Below are 21,496 nucleotides of genomic sequence, written 5' to 3' on the forward strand. Positions count from 1 at the left end.
CGTCTCACCTGTCGTCCACCAGGGCCAGTTCCGCCCAGATGGTCTTGCCCTCGGCCGTGTGCCGGCTGCCCCAGCGCTGGGTGAGCTGGGCGACCAGCAGCAGGCCGCGACCGCCCTCGTCCCACGTCTTGGCCCGGCGCAGATGCGGGGCCGTGTGGCTGGCGTCGGAGACCTCGCAGATCAGCGTCGAGTCGTCGTGGATCAGCCGCAGCCGGATGGGCGGCAAGCCGTACCGGATGGCATTGGTGACGAGTTCGCTCACCACCAGCTCCGCGGTGAACGACACCTCGGTCAGCTCCCAGGCTGCCAGCTGGTCGAGTACCTGCTTGCGGATGGGGGCGACCAGCGCCGGGTCGGAGGGGATGTCCCAGGTGGCGACCTGAGAGGCCGGCAGCCCACGGGCGCGGGCCAGCAGCAGGGCCACGTCGTCGGTCGCGCCGCCCGGCGCCAGAACCGTCCGCAGCACGCGGTCGCACGTCTCGTCGAGCGAGCCGGCGGCATGGGAGAGCGCCTCGCGCAGCAGCGCGTGACCGGTCTCGGCGTCCCCTCCGCTGGACTCCACCAGCCCGTCGGTGTACAGCGCCAGCAGCGCCTCGTCCGGCAGTTCCAGCTCGGCGGACTCGAACGGCAGCCCGCCCACGCCCAGCGGCGGACCGGACGGCAACTCCAGGTGCCGTGCCGCCTCGCCCGGCGGCACCAGGACCGGCGCGGGGTGCCCCGCCCGGGCCAGGGTGCAGCGTCGTGACACCGGGTCGTACACCGCGTACAGACAGGTCGCACCGACCTCGCCCTCACCGGGGTCGCCGCCCGACTCCTGCGCCAGATGGTGCACGAGGTCGTCCAGATGGGTGAGGAGTTCGTCGGGGGCCAGGTCGATGTCGGCCAGCGTGCGTACCGCGGTACGCAGCCGGCCCATGGTCGCGGACGCCTGGATGCCGTACCCCACCACATCCCCGACCACCATGGCCACCCGCATCCCGGACAGCGGGATCACGTCGAACCAGTCGCCGCCCACACCGGTGCGCGCGGCCGGCAGATAGCGGGTGGCGGCCTCCACGGCGGCCGTCCGCGGCAGGGTGCGGGGGAGCAGACTGCGCTGAAGGGCGAGAGTGGTCTCCCGCTCGCGCGAGTAGCGGCGGGCGTTGTCGATGCAGACGGCGGCGCGCGCGGTGACCTCCTCGGCGAGCAGCACGTCGTCGTGGCTGAACGCCTCGGGGTGGCTGAAGCGGGTGAACGCGGCGACGCCGAGCGTGGTGCCGCGGGCCTGGAGCGGGACGGACAGGATCGAGTGGATGCCGTGTTCCCGGATCCGCCGGGCCCGGGTCTCGTCCACGGCCATCCACGGGTCCAGCTCGCCCGAGGACACCGAGCCCATGACGCTGTGGCCCGCGATCAGCGAGTCGGCATGGGGCGCGGCGGCCGGGTAGACCACCATCTCACCCAACTCCGCCGCCCTTTCGGGGGCGCCCGGGGTGCGGGACAGATGGGCGACGCGGCGCAGCGAGACGGGTGCGGTCAGCGGTTCGGCGGGCTCGCCTCCGGGCTCGTCCGGCTCCAGCAGATCCACGCTGACGAAGTCGGCGAGGGCGGGGACGCAGACCTCCGTCAGTTCTTGCGCCGTACGGGTGACGTCCAGGGTGCTTCCGATGCGGATGCTCGCCTCGTTGACCAGCTGCAACCGCGCCCGCGCCCGGTACTGCTCGGTGAAGTCGTGGGCGGTCACACACACCCCCCGCACCCGGCGGGAGGAGTCGGTGAGCGGCGCGAGCCGGGCCAGCCAGGCGTGCGCGCGGGTCTCGCTGGTGGCCTTCATATACGTCTGCATCTCATGCGGCCGGCCCGTGCGCAGCACCTGCTCCAGATGCCGTTCGAGTTCGATGTGCTGTGACCGGCCGCCGATGTCGGTGGGCCTGAGGCCGCGCAGATGCCCGGCCGGCAGCCCGAGGAGGTGCGCCATGGCGTCATTCACCCCGCGCAGCCGCAGCCCTTCGTCGAAGACCATCGCCGCGCAGGGCGACTGGTACACGGCCGCCCTGACCAGCGGATCGTCGGGCAGTTCGTGCTCCGGTCCCTCCAGGGGCGTGACGGCGAGCCATTCGCCGGGGCCGTCGCCGGACGGTTGTCTGTGATGGGCGAGCACCCACACGGTGGCCGTGCCGCCGTCCCTGCGCCGCAGTACGACGGTGCCGCTCCAGCGGGTGGCCGGAAGCCGGTGCGGGACCGCCCCGTCGGCCAGCAGCTTGGTGACCGGCTGGCCGACGACCTCCTCGGCCGGGTAGCCCAGCAGTCGTCGCGCACCCTCGCTCCACCGCGTGAGCGTGCCGTCGGCGGCGATGACGGCCCGGGCCGTCTCGGCATCGTCGAACGGGTCGTCCGGCCTCATCGTCGCCACTCCCACGCGCATACTCACCGTGAACCGGTGTATCGCCAGGGTCCCAGCCTAGTGCGTCGGAGCCCGACGCGAACACGAAGCCGGCGACCGCCCCGCGGCGGGCGGAACGTCACCAGTCCTGTCCCCACCGTTGACGGACCGTCACACCTGCCACAGCCATGGTGCGCGGACGGATATGGGAGCGCTCCCATGACGCTTTCAATACCCCGAGGAGCCCCCACGTGAACGGCGAGGTCAACGCGCACAACCAGCACAGCCGCTGGTACGCCCGCCAACTCGACCCGAACCTGCCGAACCCGCCCGCCGGCACGCTCTCCGGCGGGCCCAACTCCAGCATCCAGGAACCTACGCCCAGTCCAAACTGCGGGGCTGCGTCGGCCAGTTCTGCTTCATCGACGACATCCAGTCCTGGTCGACCAACGAACACACGATCAACTGGAACGCCGCGCTGACCCGAATGGCCTCCTTCGTAGCCGACCAGGGCTGACGCTCCTCCCCACGTCCCGGCGGCCGCCCGGCCGCCGGGCCGTGCTCCACGGTACCCCTTCGGATGCCTGGTGACCTGGGGATATTTACGAGTAAGTACCCGGGCGGTACCGTGAGGCCATGCCAGCTCTCAACGTGGAGTTCAGCGACCGCGAGCTCGAGGACCTGCGGCAGATCGCCAAGGAGCGCGGTACGTCCATGAAGGCGCTCGTGCGGGAGGCGGCGGCGGCCGACATAGCCCGGCACCGCGCGCTCCAGGAGGGCGCGGAAGCCTTCCGCCGTTTCTTCGCCTCCCACCAGGACGAGTTCGCCGCGGCCTTCCCGGACGACGAACCGCCCGCCAAGGGCACGGGGCGGGCCGCCTGACCGATGGCGCCCGTGCTGCACATCGACGTGCCCTGGCTGCTTCAGCGGCACGAGGAGGTCCTCCCGGACCAGCCCACCGTCAACGACTTGTCCGCGCTGGTCGCGGCCGTCGCCCGGCACCGTGTGGATCCGCCCCGGCTGGGGGTGAACTCCGACGCGGCCTGGCGGGCGGCCGCCCTGCTGCACGCGCTCGCCGTCCTCCGGCCGCTGCCCTCGGCCAACGCCCGCTTCGCCTGCGCCACGGCCGTCGCCTACATGTTCGCCAGCGGGGCCGGTATCGACCCGCCCTACGGTGCCCTGGTCGATCTCGCGCGGGATCTGATCTCCGGCGAGGCCGATGTCTACGCCGCGGCCGACCGGTTGCGTTCCTGGCAGATCTGAGCCCGGAGCGCATCGGGCGATGCCTGGTGCGGGTGCGCGGGTGAGCGCCGGGGATCCCATATGTTGCACTGGCTGTGAGCCGGGGAAATCCCAGGACGAAAGCCTGAGCGAGGGCCGCCGGCCGCCTTCCCTTTCTGACTTTCTGTCAACGCGCAGATGTTGCCCGACCGCCTTGTTGGCCGACTGCGGGTTGTGCGAGAGTGAGCCACCCGCGAGGGGGTAAAGGCCGGGGACGCACACAGAGTTGATGAACCGGATCCGATTCGCCACAGGTGAATTCGAGCCCCCCGCACCACGCCAAAGAGGTATGCACCCATCGGGCTCCCTTTTCGGCGTCGGAAACGCTCGAGTGCCACATGCGCTGTGGGAAGGAACCATCTCAGTGCACACCCCCCACCCCCCTCGACCTCCCTACCCCCCGCCGGGCGACCCCGGCGAATCCGATGAGGCCCTGGCGGCCCGGCTGCGCGGCCGTCCGGAGGGCGAGGCCGCCCACTCCGTCGCGATGCTGACGGCGCGGCACTGGCGGGCGATGCAGGACTACGCCGCGATCTGCCTCGCCTCGTCGGGGCAGACCGCCGCGATGGTCACCGCGGCCGCCCTGCACCGTGTCCTCGACCGGGTCGCCGTCGGCGAATCGGCCGTCGCCCTCCGGCCGGTCCTGCTGGTGGAAGTGCGGGACACGGTCCGGGAGTGGGCCGCCGACGATCGAATAGCCGGAGTTCTGCCATCGCTGCAGAAACCGGCAGGCGGGCGCGGCATGCGCGCGGCGACGACCATGACTCCGGAAAACCGCTCACTCGCGCATCGGGCATTCCGCTCGCTGCCCGCACTCGCGCGCTGTTTGCTCTGGCATGTCGAGGTCGAGGCCGAACCGATTTCCGTACCGGCCGGTCTCCTGGGTATGGATCCCGACCTCGCGTCGGGCGCACTTGAGCAAGCTCGGTCAAAATTCCGTCAGGCTTGTGTCCATGCCCATCAGGAACTGGCGCCGACGACGGACTGCCGGTTCTACAACCGTCTCCTCGACGTTCCCATCCGCCGTGGCGGAGCCCTGCTCCCGGACGTACGGCAGCATCTGGGGGAGTGCCGCTACTGCCGGAACGCGGCGGAACAACTGGGCCACTTCGAGGGCGGGCTGGGCCCGCTGATCGCCGAGGCGGTGCTCGGGTGGGGGGCCCGGCGCTATCTCGACTCGCGCCCGGGACGCGCCACGGCCGGACCGCGGGCCGGACGGGTCGCCCGGCGCCGTCGCCGGGGCGGGGACGGGCCGTCCGGCAGCAGCCGGCACCGGCTGTTGTCCCGGATCCCTGTGCCCGACCGCCTCACGGGCGTCGCGCTCGACCCGGTGCGTTCCACTCGGACGCTGCTCACCGGCCTCGGCGCGGTGTCCGCCGGGGTGCTGGTGAGCGTGCTCATCGCCGGATCCTCCACCCCGGAGGGCGGCGCGGCCGACCCGACGGGCTCGACGGCTGCCGGCGGCCGCGCGGCCGTGCCGTCCGCGTCCCCGCCCGGCGCCGCCGGACTCCCCAGCGCGCCCGGGCGCACCCGACTGCGCCACGTCGGCTCCGGACTGTGTCTCGACACCCGGGGTGAGCCCCAGGACGGTTCGGGGGCGCGGCTGGCGGAGTGCTCCTCGGGGTGGACCCAGCAGTGGACGTACGAGGACGGCGGGCTGCTGCGCAGCGTGGCCGACCCCGGTCTGTGCCTGGACTCGCACAAGGACGCCGGTGTGGTCGTCCTCGGCACCTGTGCCGACATCGGCGACCGGCGCCGCGACGACGTGCGCTACGACCTCACCTTCCAGGGCGAACTGCTGCCCCGCTGGGACGAACAGCTGGCCCTGCTCCCCGCGGACCCCGACGCGAACGCCGACATCGTCGTCAAGGTGCGCGACCGGACGGTGGACCAGCGCTGGGTGGCCGAGCCCATACGGACGACCACGGGCTCGGAGTCCCTCTCCATCACCGGGACGGAGACCCCGCCGGCCCGTCACGCGGACCTGAGGGAGCCACTGGCGTGAGTGCGCGCGGCCGGGGCGGGCCTGCTCATGCCCCGGCCGCCCCTTCCCGTCCCGGCCCGGTGCTCCGGGCCCCGCACCCGCTCCTCAACCGCCGGACGGTCAGGCGGTGAGGTCGTCGGGGCCGACCGTCACCGGTGTGGTGTGGCCCGACAGGGCCAGCGTGAGGTCGAGTTCGGCCAGCAGGCAGCGGATGACGTGCTCCACGCCCGCCTGGCCGTCCAGGCCCAGCCCGTAGACGTACGGGCGTCCCAGCAGCACCGCCCGGGCGCCGAGGGCGAGTGCCTTGAAGATGTCGTCGCCGGTGCGCACGCCGCTGTCGAACAGCACGGTGAGCCGGTCGCCCACGGCGTCCACCACGCCGGGCAGCGCGTCCAGTGCCGCGACCGCTCCAGCCACCTGACGGCCGCCGTGGTTGGACACCACCACGCCATCCATCCCGGCGTCGGCGGCGAGCCGGGCGTCGTCGGGGTGGAGCACGCCCTTGAGGACGATCGGGCCGTCCCAGTTCTCCCGCAGGAAGGCCAGATCCGGCCAGGACTTGGCGGGGTCGGCGAACATGCCGACGAAGTGCATCACCGCCGCGTTCGGATCCTCGTGCACCGGCTTCGCCAACCCGGCCGCGAACGCCGGGTCCGAGAAGTAGTTGGCGGTGCCCACCCCGTGCAGGAACGGCAGATACGCCTGGTCCAGGTCGCGCGGGCGCCAGGACAGCAGGGGAGTGTCCAGGGTGACGACCAGCGCCGTGAACCCGGCCGCCTTCGCCCGGTTCAGGAAGCTCCGGGCCACCTCGACGTCTTTCGGCCAGTACAGCTGGAACCAGCGTTCCGCCTCGCCCATCGCCTCCGCGACCTGCTCCATCGGGGTGCTGGACGCGGACGACAGGACGAACGGCACCCCCTGCGCGGCGGCCGCCCGGGCGGCAGCGGACTCGGCGTCCGGATGCATGATCGACAGCACTCCGACCGGCGCCAGCGCCAGCGGCGCCGGCAGCGCGCGGCCCAGCACCTCCACGGACAGATCACGCTCGTGGACGTCCCGCAGCATGCGCGGCACGATGCGATGCCGCTCGAAGGCGGCCCGGTTGGCCCGGGCGGTGCTGCCGTTCCCCGCGCTGCCGGCGACGTAGCCGAACGGACCGGGGCCGAACCGCCGCTCGGCCATCTCCTCCAGCCGGGTGAGGTCGGTGGGCAGCCGGGGCACGGCACCCGTCATCCCGTTGAGGTAGATCTCGTACTGGAAGTCGGACCAGTGCTTCGCCATCCGTCCCGCCTGTCTGCTCGGCCGTGTCGTCCCGACGCATACTGGCCGGTATGCGCCGGGTGCTCCAGGGCCGGGTGGCCGGGACTCCGGCGATGTTCAGCAGCCGTCGGCGGACGGCCCGTCCTGCCGGGGCTCGCCGTCCGGCCCCTGGGCCCGCACCCGCTGGACATGCTCCAGCGACTCCCGCAGCTCGGTGAGCCAGTCGTCGGTGTGCTGCTGGACCAGACGCACGCACCAGGCCAGCGCGTCGCTGCGGCTCCGGGCCACCCCGCCCGCGATGAGGGTGTCGAGGACCTGACGCTCCGGCTGGCGCAGCCGGGTCATGACGGGTGCGGCGACATGGGTGAACAGGACCCGGCGGCCGTCGCACTCCACGCCCCAGGAGACCTTCCGGCCGAAGCGGTGTTCGGCGTCCCGTGCGACCGCGATCCGGTCCTCCCGGGTGCGTTCCCGGAACTCCTGGATCCTGCCCTCGATTGCCGCCTCCCGTTCGGCCGGCGAGGCGTCCTCCGCCGGCTCGGGGCCAGGAATACGGCCGATCACCAGAATCTCCTCGCGGTCGACCGAGATCTCGGCCGGTGCGTCGAAGAGGCCGTCGGGAAGCCGGCCCGCGAACCAGCCCCGTAGTCGTTCTCGTTGCTCGTTCGTAATCATGTAATAACCATTACTCGGACGTCTGGTGAACACAAGGGGTCGCGGAGTGGTCTGCCGACAGCAGAATCGGAATGTTTCAGGCCGATTAACTGACAGCTGTATTCGGCCATCTGGCCACTTCGCATATGCGACGACCGCCCGGTTACCGGGTCGAGGGTCCTTCGCTCTGTCACTTCGCGCCACTGATTGAATACGCAAGGTTACTGAAATGCGCATGCTCGACGTGAGTTTCCGCCCGGTTCTCGGCAGACTCCGGCACGCCGGTTCGGCACCACCGAGCACGGGCCGGCGACCCGACGAAACGAAGCGGAAGGATGCACACAATGCGGAAAACCGCGCGCTGGGCCACCACCCTCAGCCTTACGGCCGCAGCCGTCTGCGCACCCCTGTCCGGGGCCGCGCTGGCTGCTCCGGGAGATGCCCCGTCCGCGCTCTACGCCCCCTCGGCCCTGGTACTCACCGTGGGCCACGGCGACAGCGCGGCCACCGTCACGCCGGAACGCGCGGTCACCCTGACCTGTGCCCCCGGCCCCTCGGGCACCCACCCGGCCGCGGCATCGGCCTGCGCGGACCTGAACGGCGTCGGAGGCGACCTCAACGCCCTGACGATGCGGGAAGGCGTCTTCTGTACCAAGGAGTACGACCCGGTGCTCGTCACCGTGGACGGGGTGTGGCAGGGACAGCGCGTCTCCTACGAACGGATCTTCTCCAACATGTGCGTGATGAACGCTCACGGTTCGAGCGTCTTCGCGTTCTGAGACCGGGATCGCACGGTTCCCGTGACCGCGCGGCGGCCCGCAGACTTGGGGAGTGCGAGCCTCCTCGCGGAACGTGCGATCTCGCGCAAGGAGGCCGACGGGCGGAGTGGGGCCGCCCGCCGGCCTCCGGGCTCTTCCACTCGGCGTCCGTGCGCGCCGCTGCCGCGCTCCGCGGGCAGTCGTGCCGCCCGCCGGCCTCCGGGCTTTTCAATTCCCACCCCGCACGCGCCGGGCTGCCGCTGCCGCTGCCGCGCTCCGCGGGCAGTCGTGCCTCCCCCAGTGCCTTAAGGGCCTGGGAGGTACCCCCAGGGCGGCACGGGTGGGCGCGACGGCACCCCGCAAGCGCCGGGCTGCGCAACCGCCCCCGGCCCGCACGAACGCCGCGTTAAGGCACTGGGGAAGGCACGACTGCCCGCGGGGGCGGCACCGGGGCGGCCTTACGCCCGATCCCGGTGACTGGTGTCGCACCACGGATATCGCCGGCTCCGGCGACACGTGCACAGCGCCACCCGGAAACGGTCGGACGACACCACCGTGCCGTCCTCCAGTTCCACCTCCACCGGCCCCTCCAGCAGCAGCGGCCCCTTGCGCTGCACGGTGACGCGTCGCGGGACGTCAGACGGGGAGTTCGGCACGGACCACCACCAGCTCTTCCTCGTTCTGAGCCGCGGGCAGCATCCCCCGCCGCCGCAGCCACTGCTCCCGTTTCCGCAGCACCGGACCGAACGCGATACGCCGGCGCCGGGTCACCGCGGCCTTCATCCCGGCCGTCCGCAGCCCGCCGAGCGTCAGCTCGGGATCGCTGAGCGCGGACTGCACCAGCAGCAGCACACCGCCGGGCCGCAGCAACTCCGGAGCCTTCCGGCAGATCCGGTCCAGGACGAGCCGCCCGTCGTCGCCCGCGTCCCAGGCCCGCGCCGGACCGCGCGGCAGCCCGCGCCCGGCGGGGGACGGAACGTAGGGGGGATTGGCGAGGATCAGATCGAACGTCCGGCCCCGCACCGGAGCGAACAGATTCCCCTGCCGGACCCGGACCGGCACACCGGCCCGCAGCGCGTTCAGCCGGGTCGCGCACACCGCCCGCCACGACACGTCGACCGCGGTCACACGGCAGCCGCGCCGTGCGGCGGCCACCGCCAGCGCCCCGGAGCCGGTGCCCACGTCGAGCACGTCGGCTCCCGGTGGAACGGGTTCCTCGAGCAGGGCGCCGGCCAGCAGCTCGGTGTCCTCCTGGGGGGCGTACACGCCCGGTATGACGAGTGATCTCACAGGCGGCCGTGTACCCGCGTGCTCAGGAGTCATGGGTGAACTCCTGGGCCAGGGGGGTGCGCAGGCTCGAACGGCCCGCCCGCCAGTCGGCGAGCAGCCGGTCACCGAGCAGGTCCTCGGTGAACACCGTGGCGTCCACACCGAAGGCGATGTCCGGCGCGAGGTGCGGTTCGTCCTCCAGCAGACCGCCGATGACGTCATGCCGCACCACCTGCTCGTGCACCGCGTCCGCCTCCACGTGCTCGTCGTAGAAGTGCTCGGCGGCGGGACCCGCGCCCGTCCGGCGCATCGCCTCCGCGAGCCGCCGGGAACCGGGCGAGGACGTGATCTCGACCGTCGCGAAATGCCCCACCAGAGCGCCCCTGAGGGAGCGGTGGAGACCGAAGAGCGACATGAGGTTCACCGTGACGAGGAGTTCCGCGCGGGCGGCGTCCAGGTAGCGGCCGTACGTGGTGTCCAGGCCCAGGTCGGTCATCAGCTCGGCGAACAGGTGCGCATGCACACGGTCGGCCCGGCCGCCGCCGTACTCGTCGAACTCCACCGCCGCCATCGCCGCCTTGGCCCGCCCCCGCAGCCGGGGCAGTACCCAGGCGTGCGGGTCGGCCTCCTTGAGGTGGTAGAGGGAGCGCAGGGCGGCGTACTCGCGCAGGTGCCACAGCTCGCCCTTGTCGCGCAGGAAGTGACTGACGCCCGTGCCGTCCACCGGCTCCACCAGGATCCCGGCGAGCGCGTCGTCGACATCGTCGTGGCGCCGGGCGTCCGCGCGGAGCGCGGCGAGGAAGCGCCGCTCCAGGGCGGCACGGGTGCGCAGCAGTTCAGGGTCCCACTCCAGGTCGGGGGAGACGCCCGCGAACCCTCGGTAGTGCAGCTCGTAGCAGACGTACAGGGCGAGCTGGAGGTCGTCGCCGTACACGGGGGCGGCCGCGATGTCCTCCTCGTCAGGCAGCGGGCCGGTGCCCCGCAGATGGTTCTCCACGGCCCGGCTGAGGGGGCCGCGCGGTTCGGGCAGCAGCGGTTCCGATCGGGGGTGTTCCATGCGTCCCGGGTACCCGGACGGCGCACGGACACCCGCCTCCGTGTGGTGCCGGCCGCCGCACGGGGTACCCCATGTCGACATGAAGGCATTGGTGATCAACTGCACCCTCAAGAAGTCACCGGAAATCTCCAACACCGAGGCACTCTTCCGGACCGTCACCGAAGAACTCGAGAAGGAGGGCGTCGAAGTCGACGTCGTCCGCGCGGTCGACCTCGACATCGCTCCGGGCGTGGTGAGCGAGGCCGTGCACGAGGGCGACGACTGGCCGGACGTGCACGCGAAGATCCTGGAGTCGCGCATCCTCGTCATCGCGACACCGACCTGGCTCGGCCAGCCGTCGTCGGTCAGCAAACGGGTCCTGGAGCGGATGGACGCGATGCTGTCCGAGACGGACGAGGAGGGCCGCCCGGTCGCCTACAACCGGGTCGCCGGGGTGGTCGTCACCGGAAACGAGGACGGCGCGCACCACGTGATCAGCGAGATCACCGGCGGTCTGCAGGACATCGGCTACACCATCCCGGGCCAGGCCTGGACCTACTGGAACCAGGGCCCCGGCCCCGGACCGAGCTTCCTCGAGGGCGGGAGCGGCCACGACTGGTCCCGCAAGACGGGCCGTGCCATGGCCGCCAACCTGCTGGGCGTGGCCCGGGCCCTCGAGGCCCGTCCACTCGGCCCGCCGCCGCAGTAGGAAGGTCAGTAGAGCTAGTCGCCCCGGGACTCCTCCTGGGCCTCGGTGTTGGGGGTGATGGCGTCGCCGGCCTCCCCGCGGTGGCCGCGGTCCTCGGCGGATTCCTCCCGGTCGCGGCGCTCGGCCTCCTCGACCTCGCGCAGCACCTCCTCGACAGTCGACTCACGCTCCTTGCGGGCCTCCTCCTCGGAGCGGTCGTCCTGCTCGGAGTGGTCGTCCTGCCGCTTGCGGTCGTCCTGCTCGGACACGGGGGCCTCCTCTCGTCGTACGTCTCGGTCAGCCGCGCGCGGTGGCGATGTGCAGGGGCACAGGGTTGGTGGCGGCCGCCTCCTTCTCGTTGAGGCGGGTGATCTCCGCCCACCAGGACGGTCCGTCCTCGATGTGGCGCAACAACACCCCCTCGCGCAGCGCCCAGGGGCAGATCGTCACCGTGGGCAGGCCGGTCAGCTTCATCGCCGTATGCGCCACCACCGCGCCCGCCAGGCTCTGCACGGAGCGCGGCGCGGAGATGCCGGGCAGCCTGGCGCGCTCGGCGGCGGGCAGGGCGGCCAGCTGGTCGATCGCCAGCCGCAGGTCCTCGCTGGACAGCTCCCGCTCCACGAAGGGTCCGTGCCGTCCGGGCGCCGCCCCGCACAGCCGCCCCAACTGCTGGAAGGTGCGGGAGGTGGCGACCGCCGTGCGGGGGCCCTCCCAGCGGATCCGGGCCGCCGCGTCCCGCAGTTGGTGGCGCACCCGGCGGCGCAGCGCCCGTACCCGGTCGGGGGAGGGCGGATCCTCCTCCTCGAAGTACTCGTGTGTCAGCCGCGCCGCGCCCAGCGGCAGCGAGGCGGCGAAGTCGGGCAGCCTGCCGCGCCCGAAGGCGACCTCCAGCGACCCTCCGCCGATGTCCAGCAGCGCCAGCGGTCCGCACCGCCAGCCCATCCAGCGGCGCGCCGCGAGGAATGTGAGCTCGGCCTCGACCTCACCCGGCAGCGTGCACAGGTCGACACCCGTCCGCTCCCGGACCGTGCGCAGCACCGCCTGCCGGTTCGGGGCGCCGCGCACCACGGCCGTCGCGAAGGCCAGGGGGCCCGCCGCGCCCCAGCGCGCGGCGGTCCTGTTCGCCGCGGCCACGGCGTTCACCAGGTCCTCCACGGCCTGCTCCGGCACCGGCCCGCCGGGCGTGACCTGCTCGGACAGTCGCAGTCGCCACTTGGAGGTGTGCACGGGAAGGGGTGCACCGCCCTCGGTGTCCGACACGACGAGTCGGACGGTCTTCGATCCGACATCCACCACGCTGGTTCGCATGGCCCGTGGGTACCCACTTACCGAGCCGACCAACGGCCCGGCCACCGCGAACGGCGAAGACCCGCCCCCAACACGACCGAACCGCGATGCACAGCCGAGCCCACCGGCAACCTTCCTCACCCTGGACGACGGGCGCCCGGCGCCGGTGGCTGTGCCCACCCGTTCCGCCCTGCGGAACGACTGCCCACAGCCAGGCGAGCTGCGGGCAATCGTGCCTCCCCCAGTGCCTTAAAGGCCTGGGAGGTACCCCCAGGGCGGCAGGGGTGGGCGCAGCGGCACCCCGCAAGCGCCGGGCTGCGCAACCCACCCCCGGCGCACACGGCCGCCGCGCACCGAACGCACCCGCTAGCGTGCTCACGCCATCTGCCGTCGCACCAGCTCGTGCAGGCGCCCCCCGGTGTCGGCCAGCAGCTGGCCGGGCGGGCCCTGCTGGACCACCTTGCCACCTTCCATCACCACCACCCGATCCGCGTCCAGCACCGTCGACAGCCGATGCGCGATCACGATCCGCGTCGCCTTCAGCGCCTTCGTGCTCTCGATCACCGTACGCTGCGTCTCGTTGTCCAGAGCGCTGGTCGCCTCGTCGAAGAAGAGAATCCGCGGCCGGCGGATCAGTGCCTGCGCGATCATCAGTCGCTGCCGCTGACCGCCGGAGACCGCACCGCTGCCGGACACCAGGGTGTGCAGCCCCATCGGCATCCGCCGGATGTCCTCGGCCAGCCCGGCCATCTCCGCCGCCGCCATCGCCTCCTCCGGGGTGTACGGCTCGGTCCCGCAGATGACGTCCAGGATGGACCCGGTGAACGGCTGGGCGTGCTGGAGCACCACACCGCACTGCCGGCGCACCGCCGACTGGTCGAGCGCGGCCAGGTCCTGGCCGTCGTAGAGCACACTGCCGGACAGCGGCCGGTCGAAGCCGATCAGCAGCCGCAGCAGCGTGGACTTGCCGCAGCCGCTCGGGCCGACCACCGCCACGAACTCGCCCGGCCGCGCCTCGAACGACACGTCGTCCAGGACCAGCGGCCCGTCGTCGGAGTAGCGGAAGGACAGCCGCCGGGCCTCGATCGCGCCGGACAGCGGACCCGGCCGGGTACTGGCCGCCCGTACCTCCGGCGTGGCGTCGAGCACCGGCTTGATCTGCTCGAACAGCGGCAGCGCCGCAACCGCCGACACGAACGCGCCGGTCAGCTGGGTGACCGAGGTCAGCACCATCGTCACCGATGTGTTGAACGTGAGGAACTCCGCCGCCGTCATCGAGCCGCGCGCCGGTCCCGCCAGCAGCATGAACATCGCCAGCGTGACCAGCGGCAGATAGACCGCGCCCAGCACCGCCGTCAGGTTCTTGATCCGCCCGGCCTTCTGCTGGAGTTCACGGCTGCGGGCGAACTGGGACGCCCACGCGGCGTACGCGTAGTTCTCCGCCGCCGCCACCCGCAGCTTCGGCAGACCGCGCAGCGTCTGGAACGCCTGGTTGTTCAGCTTGTTGGTGAGCACCACCAGCCGCCGCTGCCAGCGCACCTGCCACAGCCCGAGCCCCAGGAACACGCCCGCGATGACGACCAGCATCCCGATCGCGGCCAGCGCCATCGGCACGCTGAACCACAGCAGCAGCCCCAGGTTCACCGCGCCCACGGTGACCGACTGGGTCACCGTGGGACCCACCCCGGCCAGCAGCCGGCGGATCGCGCTGATGCCCATCGCCGCGCTCGCCAGCTCACCGGTGGAGCGTTCGGTGAAGAACTTGGTCGGCAGCCGCAGCAGTCTGTCCCACACGGCCGGCTGGAGCGTGGCCTCCACCCGGCCCTCCAGCCGCAGCAGGGTGAGGTTCTGCAGCAGCATGAAGGCGGCGGCCACGACACTACCGATGATCACCGCGAGACACAGCTGCACGATCAGTTCGGTCTGCGCCGTCGGCACGAACTCGCCGAGCACCTTGCCGGTCGCGAGCGGCACCAGGGCCCCGATCACCACCGTCACCAGACCGCTCAGCAGCAGACCGGTCAGATCGCCCCGCGTACCCGTCATACAGAACCGCATCAGCCGCAGCGGGCTGAGCCGCCGCTCGGGGAGCGGACGGTAGAACATCACCGCGCGGGGCTCGAACTCCTCGGCGTTCGCCTTCTCGACCGGCGTCTCCCTGCCGGTCGCCGGATGCACCGCCACATAGCCGCCGCGCCGCCACAGCAGCGCGACGGGAGCGCCCGACAGCGCGCGGTGACCCACGAGCGGACCGACGTCGTCCCGCCACCAGCGGCCGTCCAGCCGTACGACACGGGTGCGCACCCGGGACGCCAGGGCGATCTGCTCGACCGGATCGAGCCGGTCCCCTCCGGTGCCGGACTGCGCGGGCGAGGCGAGCGGGATGCCCGCGGCCCGCGCCACCAGCTTGCAGGCCGCGTACGTGGCGTCCGCGTCGGCCGCCGTCGTGGGCTGCCCGGACCGCTTGCCGATCGCCGCCAGCAGCGTCCGGTCGGCCTGGGCGCGCACCGCCTCACCGGCCCTGATGCCCTCGGCGGTCCGGGTCTCGTGGGTCTGCTCCAGCTGCTCGATCCACCGGTCGAGCGTGGTCATCAGCCGGTACTGCTGGTCGACCATGCTCTGCCACAGCGCGGGATCCATCAGCAGATCGGCCGCCGCCTCCGCCCCGTACAGCGAGCCGTACTGCACACTGCCCGGCGGGACCTGCATCCAGAACACGTCGTCGTCGGTGGGGGCCGCGGCCCGTTCCGTCGCCATCGGCGCCTGGAACAGCACCGACAGGCTCCGTCCGACACCCAGCGCCAGGGCGTACTCCAGCGGGCTCGTCGTTGGCGGCACGTACTGCGGGTTGCCGTACTCGTCGTACGACCAGGTCTGGGTGCTCGCCGGCTGGTACAGCTCACGCAGGCTGATGCGGTGCACCACGCAGTCCCGCAGCGGACGCGCCACCAGCGTGTGCGCCGGACCGGCCACCGGGCCCAGCACCAGCGAACCCGCCTCCAGCCGGCCCAGATGGTGCCAGTGGCCCTGCTGCCGGGCGTCCACCGCGAACAGGTCCACGGCGCCGGACGCGATCAGCCACAGCGCCTGGGGCCCCTCCAGGTCCAGCCGGCCGAACCCGGAGCAGTCCATCGGCGTGCCCAGCGACCCGAGCGCGCCCAGGACGAGGTCGCCGCCCTGACCCTCGTGCACGGCTGTCATCTCATCGCTCCCTGACCAGCGCCGCGTACGCGCCGCCGCGCGCCACCAGTTCCTCGTGCCGCCCGCGCTCCACCACCGTGCCCTGGTCCAGGACGACGATCTCGTCGCTGTCGCGCACCGTGCTCAGCCGGTGCGCGATCACCACGCACGCGCAGCCGCGCCGGCGCAGGTTGTCCATCACGGTCAGCTCGGTCTCGGCGTCCAGCGCGCTGGTCACCTCGTCCAGCACCAGGATGCTCGGCCGGCGCACCAGCGCCCGCGCGATCTCCAGGCGCTGGCGCTGGCCACCGGAGAAGTTACGGCCGTCCTGCTCGACCGGACTGTGGATGCCGCCCGGCCGGCGCACGATCACGTCGTACAGCGCCGCGTCCTTCAGCGCCTCGACCACCGCCTCGTCCGGGATCGACGGATCCCACAGCGCCACGTTGTCCCGCACGGTCCCCTCGAACAGGAACACGTCCTGGTCGACGAACGACACGGACGCGGCCAGCGCCCCACGCGGAATGTCCTCGATGCGCTGCCCGTCGATCCGGATCACGCCCTCCCACGGGGTGTAGAGCCCCGAGATCAGCCGCGACACGGTCGACTTGCCGCTGCCCGAGCCGCCCACCAGCGCCACCTGCTGACCCGGACCGACCGTCAGGTCGAAGCCGGTCAGCAGCGGCTTGTCCAGCGGGTTGTAGCCGAAGGTGAGGTTCTGCAGCTCCACATGGCCGTGCAGCCGCCGGGTCGACTCACCGGCGCCGGGACGGCCGTACAGCGGGTCCGCCCGGAAGTTCTCGACGTCCTTCAGCCGGGCCACGTCCGCGGCGAAGTCCTGGATCCGGCCCGCGACGCCGTTGAGCCGGGTCAGCGGGGCGGTGAACCGGGTGACCAGCGCCTGGAAGGCCACCAGCAGACCGACCGAGATATGCCCCTCGACCGCCCGCATACCGCCGATCCACAGAATGAGCGCGCTGTTGAGCGTGGCGAGCGTCGGCGCGACGATGCCGAGCCACGCACTCGGCACCCCGAGCCGCTGCTGTTCCTCCAGGGTGGTGGCGTGCTGCCCCGCCCACTTGCGGAAGTAGCCGTCCTCCCCGCCGGTCGCCTTCAGCGTCTCGATCAGCTGCAGACCCGTGTACGCCGTGTTCGTGAGCCGCGCCGTGTCCGCCCGCAGTTTCGCCGTACGGGTCGCGCGCAGCCGGATGACGACCCGCATCGCCACGATGTTCAGCAGCGCCACCCCGATGCCCACGAAGGTCAGCTGCGGGTCATACGTGTACAGCAGCACGGCGTACAGCATGACCACGATCGCGTCCACGCCCGCCGACGACAGGTCGCGGGCCAGCGTCTCGGCCACCGCGTCGTTGGACTGCAGGCGCTGCACCAGGTCGGCCGGGCTGCGCTGGGCGAAGAACGTCACCGGCAGACGCAGCAGATGGCGCAGGAAGCGGGCGCTGGACAGGGTCGACGAGATCAGCCGGCCGCGCAGCAGATTGCCCTGCTGGAGCCAGGTCAGCACCAGGGTCAGCAGCACACACGCGCCCATCGACGTGAACAGCACGTCCAGCGTCGAGGTCCGCCCGCCGATCAGGAAGTCGTCGATGAAGGTGCGGCTGAGCCCGGGCACCGCCGCGCCGACGGCCACCAGCAGCAGGCTGGACAGCACCACGGCGGGCAGGGTGCCCGCCGTGCCACGCAGCCGGGCGGGCATCGCACCGAGCACGCCCGGCTTGCGGCCGCCCCGGGTGAAGTCCTCGCCGGGCTCCATCACCAGCACGACACCGGTGAAGCTGCCGTCGAACTCCTCCAGGGGGACGAACCGCCGCCCCTTGCCGGGGTCGTTGATGTACACGCCGCGCCGGCCGAACCGGCGGCCCATGCCGTCGTAGACGACGTAGTGATTGAACTCCCAGAACAGGATGGCCGGAGCCGTCACCTCGGCGAGGGCGGCCAGGTCCATCTGCATGCCCTTGGCGGTCAGCCCGTAACTGCGGGCCGCCTTCAGCAGATTGCTGGCACGCGAGCCGTCCCGCGAGACACCGCAGGCAATGCGCAGTTCCTCCAGCGGGACATGCCGGCCGTAGTGGCCCAGCACCATGGCCAGCGAGGCGGCGCCGCACTCCACGGCCTCCATCTGGAGCACGGTGGGCGTACGGACCGTCCTGGCACGGGACTTGGGCACCTTGCGGCGGGGCGGGCCGGCACGGCGTCTGCCGCGGGTCTCCTGCGCGGTGCTCACGGCAGCAGCCAGTCGACGGGGCGCCGGTCGGCCAGCCGGATGGAAGCCGAGGCCAGGGTCATCGACGTCAGTTCGAACGGCGGGCCCTCCGCGGAGGACCAGGCGTAACCGCTCTTGGTGGCGGACGACTTCTTCAACGCGACCGTGACGGCCACCGGTCTGCCCCTCTTCGTGAACTGCTCGCCCAGCTGGGCGTCCCCCAGGAACGCGGCGATCTGCTGGGCGGACTGGGCCGAACGGTCGACCGACTTCACCTCGCCGTGCAGCACGCCGTACTCCTGGCTCGGCACGGACTGCACGGTCAGGTCGACGGAGGCATGCGCGGGGATGCCGGCGGCGCTCTCGGCGGGGACGTACACCGTGGCGTACAGGGGGGCCTTGCCGCCGGTGACCCTCTCCACGGCGGCGACGTTCGCCCCGGTACCGATGATCTGTCCGGTGCTGGCGGCGAGCGCGCTGATCCGGCCCGCGTCGAGGGTGCGGACGACGGTGTCGCCGCCCTCGGTGAGCACCTTCAGGACGGGGGAGCCGGCGGGCAGCCGCTCGCCCTCCTTCGCGAGAACGGCGGTGACCTGGCCGGCCACGGGGCTCTGCAGGACGTAACTGCCCTGCCCGTACGTCAGGACGGCGGGCGCGCCGACCGTGGAGGACACCGATCCGGTCAGCGCCCATACCGAGGCGGCCGCCATCGCGATCACGGTCACGGACAGCACCAGCCAGCCCTGCGGGCGGGCGAAGCGCACCGGGAGATCGAGCTCCTCCGGTGACTGGAGCTTGGCGAGGGCCTGTTGGCGGAACTGCAAGGGTCTTCCCTCACCTGAACGAACTGTGCGAACTGTGCAATGTGACGTGCGGGCACCACGGAGTCCCGGAGCCGGGGGGCGGCTCCGGGACTCGGCGACGCAAAGGCGCGATCAGAGACCGGCGACCAGGTTCGTGACCGGGGCGGTGTTCAGGCCGGTGACACCCTCGACGGTGCCGACGGCCGTGTCGACCACGCCGGAAACCGGGGCGATGCTGTCCACCGCGCCCGTCAGGGTGTTCACGGCGTTCACGGACAGGCCGCCGGAGACGTTGTCGAGGTCGGCGTCGGAGATCTCGACGGTCTCAACCTGGGGGGTGGAGTTCATGTGGGAACTTCCCTTCGTATGGAATTTCACAAGGGGGGAGCGGCCCTCCCTGGTGACAGATGAAGGCCGCGACCGCGGGCGCCGGACCCCCGTCGCCGGGAGTCCGAACGGCCGTTGCGGTGCGATGGATCAAAGCACGCCGCTGGTACGGGCTTCCAATCAACCAAACGTCTCACCAGGCAACTTGCGCATCACGGGTGCCCAAGCGTGCAGACGAGGTCACCAGTCGGCGGCGAGTTCTTCACATGCCCCACCGCATCACCCCATCCGGCGGGTTGCGCCCCCGGGGCCGGAATCCGGCACACCGGCCCCAAAGGCGTGACCCGGTCGGCCGGCGTGTGGACAAACCCCGCCTCCGGTGAGCGGGTTGGGTATTCGCTGTGCAGATTCGCTGAAGCCGGGATTCCTCTCCACCTCCGCGACACAGCGCTCACGTCCGGTCACACCGCGTGAGGCTGAGGCGCCGTTGAACACGCCCGCCGCCCCATGCGTACCAACAGCCATCCAGGCGCCCCCGACAGCTGCCGAACGGCGGCACGACTCCGTTCCCCCCAGGAGGTCGAGTAGTTTGAGTCACAAGCGAATTCCGAAGCGCAAGGCCGCGATAGCCGTGGGCGGTGTGGTGGCGCTCGGAGCCGCCGCGATCCTGCTCCCGAACGCCAACGCGTCGCAAGACGGCGGCTCGTCAGACGCGGCGGTGGCGCCGAAGACCCTGAAGGCGGGCGACGCCTCGGATCTCGCCTCGCAGCTCGCCGGGCTCCTCGGCGACTCGTTCGCCGGCTCCTACTACGACGGCGAGAACAAGCAGCTCGTCGTCAACGTCGTACCGGGCGACAACAACAACGTGATCGTCCAGGCCAAGAAGGCGGGCGCGGCCGTCCGTGAGGTCGACAACAGCATGACCGAACTGGAGGCCGGGGCGCAGACGCTGAAGGCGAAGGCGACCATCCCGGGCACGTCGTGGGCCGTGGACCCGCGCACCAACAAGATCCTCGTCACCGCGGACAGCACGGTGACCGGTGAGAAGTGGGACCAGTTGGAGTCCACCGTGCAGAGCCTCGGCTCCGGCATGGCGACCATCAAGAAGTCCGCGGGCACGTTCAAGACGTTCGTGTCCGGCGGTGACGCCATCTTCGCCGGCGGAGCGCGCTGCTCGCTCGGCTTCAACGTCACCGCGAGCGACGGCAGTCCGGCGTTCCTGACGGCCGGTCACTGTGCCGCCGGGGGCGACCAGTGGTCCGACGCGCAGGGCGGGCAGCCGATCGCGACGGTCGACCAGGCGGTCTTCCCGGGCAACGGCGACTTCGCACTCGTCAAGTACGACGACCCCGCGACGCAGGCGCCGAGTGACGTCAACGTCGGCGACCAGACGGTGCAGATCTCCCAGGCCGCGGAGGCCACCGTCGGGCAGCAGGTGTTCCGGATGGGCAGCACGACGGGGCTTGCGGACGGTCAGGTGCTTGGTCTGAACGCCACGGTGAACTACCCGGAGGGCACGGTCACCGGTCTGATCCAGACGAACGTCTGCGCGGAGCCCGGTGACAGCGGGGGCTCGATGTTCACCCAGGACGGGCTCGCCATTGGCCTGACGTCGGGTGGCAGCGGTGACTGCACGTCTGGCGGGGAGACGTTCTTCCAGCCGGTGACTACGGCGCTGGAGGCCGTCGGCGCGACCCTCGGCGCGGGAGATGGCGCGGGGGCCGGTGACCAGGCGGGCGGCGAGCAGGCGGGGGCCGGCGACCAAGGAGCGGGCGATGGCCAGGCCGCCGGCGACGGCCAGGACGCCGGCGACGGTCAGGAGGCCGGCGGCCAGGACGCTGGCAACGGTCAGGAGGCCGGCACCGGCTCGGAGCTGACCGAGACCCACTGACCCGGCCGCCCGGGCAAGCGCGATCCCAGGCCCGGTCCCGCACGACACGTGAGGGGACCGGGCCGGGATGGTTTTCGGTCACCGGCGCGGGTGACTGCGTCGCGTTGCTGGTCACCCGGTGCGGGTGCGTCGCCGGGGGTGGGTTTCGCTTGCCGGCGCGTGCAGGGTGCCGCTGCGCCCACCCTCCCCCACTCTCGGCTTCGCTCGAGCGGGGGGACCCCCATCGCCCCAGCGGCACGACTGCCCGCAGCTATGCGGGCGGCTGCTCGCAGCTGCGCGGCAGGCGCCTGCGGCGGGAGGGGGTGGGGCGGGGGGTGTGCGCCCGCAGTGGATGGCGCGGAAACGTGCCGGGTGCCTGCCAAAGTGACAGTTTCGCGCCAGACCGAGGACGTACACCCCCGACCCGCCCCCGGCCCACCCACCCACAGAAGGCGCTACGCGCACCCCCACCCCACCCGCAGTTGCGCCGCAGGCATGGACGCCCACCCGGCA

The 21,496-nt window shown here is 72.0% G+C and carries 18 protein-coding genes and 1 pseudogene; 7 read left to right on the top strand and 12 right to left on the bottom strand.

Annotation, left to right across the window (positions count from 1 at the left end):
• Window positions 1-4: 4 nt before the first annotated feature.
• Window positions 5-2,383 (bottom strand): SpoIIE family protein phosphatase, encoded by a 2,379-nt coding sequence (locus tag AB0L56_RS11740; RefSeq protein ID WP_361025817.1) that lies wholly within the window; start codon window positions 2,381-2,383, stop codon window positions 5-7.
• 236 nt (window positions 2,384-2,619) lie between these two features.
• Between AB0L56_RS11740 and AB0L56_RS11745 the strand changes: the two are divergent.
• The 4 genes and pseudogenes from AB0L56_RS11745 to AB0L56_RS11760 all read left to right on the top strand — a co-directional run.
• Window positions 2,620-2,879: pseudogene (locus AB0L56_RS11745) on the top strand (glycoside hydrolase family 9 protein); the annotation flags it as partial.
• A gap of 119 nt (window positions 2,880-2,998) precedes the next feature.
• Complete coding sequence (locus AB0L56_RS11750; protein WP_361025217.1) at window positions 2,999-3,244, top strand: hypothetical protein; 246 nt, start codon at window positions 2,999-3,001, stop codon at window positions 3,242-3,244.
• A 3-nt stretch (window positions 3,245-3,247) separates the two neighbouring features.
• A complete protein-coding gene (locus tag AB0L56_RS11755) occupies window positions 3,248-3,625 on the top strand; it encodes a toxin Doc (RefSeq protein WP_365421827.1) in 378 nt (125 codons plus the stop codon).
• Between the two features lie 382 nt (window positions 3,626-4,007).
• Window positions 4,008-5,648: an RICIN domain-containing protein gene (locus tag AB0L56_RS11760; RefSeq protein WP_365421830.1), complete on the top strand. Its 1,641-nt coding sequence runs from the start codon at window positions 4,008-4,010 to the stop codon at window positions 5,646-5,648.
• A gap of 99 nt (window positions 5,649-5,747) precedes the next feature.
• Here the strand turns inward: AB0L56_RS11760 and AB0L56_RS11765 are convergent, their stop codons facing one another.
• Complete coding sequence (locus AB0L56_RS11765) at window positions 5,748-6,908, bottom strand: lactate 2-monooxygenase (protein WP_361025225.1); 1,161 nt, start codon at window positions 6,906-6,908, stop codon at window positions 5,748-5,750.
• A 96-nt stretch (window positions 6,909-7,004) separates the two neighbouring features.
• Complete coding sequence (locus AB0L56_RS11770) at window positions 7,005-7,562, bottom strand: hypothetical protein (RefSeq protein WP_361025228.1); 558 nt, start codon at window positions 7,560-7,562, stop codon at window positions 7,005-7,007.
• Window positions 7,563-7,885: 323 nt separating this feature from the next.
• Between AB0L56_RS11770 and AB0L56_RS11775 the strand changes: the two genes are divergently transcribed.
• Window positions 7,886-8,320: a subtilase-type protease inhibitor gene (locus AB0L56_RS11775; protein ID WP_361025231.1), complete on the top strand. Its 435-nt coding sequence runs from the start codon at window positions 7,886-7,888 to the stop codon at window positions 8,318-8,320.
• Window positions 8,321-8,757: 437 nt separating this feature from the next.
• On the opposite strand, the gene AB0L56_RS11780 is transcribed toward AB0L56_RS11775, so the two are convergent.
• The 3 genes from AB0L56_RS11780 to AB0L56_RS11790 are packed head-to-tail and all read right to left on the bottom strand — an operon-like array spanning window position 8,758 to window position 10,625.
• Window positions 8,758-8,955 (bottom strand): CDGSH iron-sulfur domain-containing protein, encoded by a 198-nt coding sequence (locus AB0L56_RS11780; protein ID WP_361025234.1) that lies wholly within the window; start codon window positions 8,953-8,955, stop codon window positions 8,758-8,760.
• Entirely contained in the window at window positions 8,936-9,622 is a 687-nt protein-coding gene (locus tag AB0L56_RS11785; RefSeq protein WP_365421835.1) for a HemK2/MTQ2 family protein methyltransferase, read from the bottom strand. Before AB0L56_RS11785 ends, AB0L56_RS11780 begins: the two co-directional genes overlap by 20 nt.
• Window positions 9,612-10,625, bottom strand: a complete 1,014-nt coding sequence (locus AB0L56_RS11790; RefSeq protein ID WP_365421838.1) for an iron-containing redox enzyme family protein — start codon at window positions 10,623-10,625, stop codon at window positions 9,612-9,614. The genes AB0L56_RS11785 and AB0L56_RS11790 overlap by 11 nt, the downstream gene beginning before the upstream one ends.
• Window positions 10,626-10,704: 79 nt before the next feature.
• Here AB0L56_RS11790 and AB0L56_RS11795 point away from each other — a divergent pair, with 79 nt between their 5' ends.
• Window positions 10,705-11,313: a flavodoxin family protein gene (locus AB0L56_RS11795; protein WP_365421841.1), complete on the top strand. Its 609-nt coding sequence runs from the start codon at window positions 10,705-10,707 to the stop codon at window positions 11,311-11,313.
• A gap of 14 nt (window positions 11,314-11,327) precedes the next feature.
• Here AB0L56_RS11795 and AB0L56_RS11800 read toward each other — a convergent pair whose 3' ends face one another.
• The 6 genes from AB0L56_RS11800 to AB0L56_RS11825 all read right to left on the bottom strand — a co-directional run bounded on the left by AB0L56_RS11800 (window position 11,328) and on the right by AB0L56_RS11825 (window position 19,134).
• Window positions 11,328-11,561 carry a hypothetical protein gene (locus AB0L56_RS11800; protein WP_365421844.1) on the bottom strand — a complete coding sequence of 78 codons (234 nt, stop codon included), beginning with the start codon at window positions 11,559-11,561 and terminating at the stop codon, window positions 11,328-11,330.
• A 28-nt stretch (window positions 11,562-11,589) separates the two neighbouring features.
• The gene (locus tag AB0L56_RS11805) at window positions 11,590-12,600 is read right to left on the bottom strand and encodes a Ppx/GppA family phosphatase (protein ID WP_365421846.1); all 1,011 of its coding nucleotides are present in this window, start codon (window positions 12,598-12,600) and stop codon (window positions 11,590-11,592) included.
• A gap of 354 nt (window positions 12,601-12,954) precedes the next feature.
• Window positions 12,955-15,780, bottom strand: coding sequence for an NHLP bacteriocin export ABC transporter permease/ATPase subunit (locus AB0L56_RS11810; protein WP_361025252.1), 2,826 nt, complete (start codon window positions 15,778-15,780; stop codon window positions 12,955-12,957).
• A 1-nt stretch (window position 15,781) separates the two neighbouring features.
• Window positions 15,782-18,004 carry an NHLP family bacteriocin export ABC transporter peptidase/permease/ATPase subunit gene (locus AB0L56_RS11815; RefSeq protein WP_365421849.1) on the bottom strand — a complete coding sequence of 741 codons (2,223 nt, stop codon included), beginning with the start codon at window positions 18,002-18,004 and terminating at the stop codon, window positions 15,782-15,784.
• Window positions 18,001-18,807, bottom strand: coding sequence for an HlyD family efflux transporter periplasmic adaptor subunit (locus AB0L56_RS11820; protein ID WP_365421852.1), 807 nt, complete (start codon window positions 18,805-18,807; stop codon window positions 18,001-18,003). The genes AB0L56_RS11815 and AB0L56_RS11820 overlap by 4 nt, the downstream gene beginning before the upstream one ends.
• A 111-nt stretch (window positions 18,808-18,918) precedes the next feature.
• Window positions 18,919-19,134, bottom strand: coding sequence for a type A2 lantipeptide (locus tag AB0L56_RS11825; protein ID WP_361025261.1), 216 nt, complete (start codon window positions 19,132-19,134; stop codon window positions 18,919-18,921).
• Window positions 19,135-19,702: 568 nt separating this feature from the next.
• On the opposite strand from AB0L56_RS11825, the gene AB0L56_RS11830 reads away from it, so the two are divergent.
• Window positions 19,703-21,004 (top strand): S1 family peptidase, encoded by a 1,302-nt coding sequence (locus AB0L56_RS11830; protein WP_365421855.1) that lies wholly within the window; start codon window positions 19,703-19,705, stop codon window positions 21,002-21,004.
• Window positions 21,005-21,496: the final 492 nt, after the last annotated feature.

The organism is Streptomyces sp. NPDC052079 (genome assembly GCF_040680275.1).
Classification (GTDB): Bacteria; Actinomycetota; Actinomycetes; order Streptomycetales; family Streptomycetaceae; genus Streptomyces.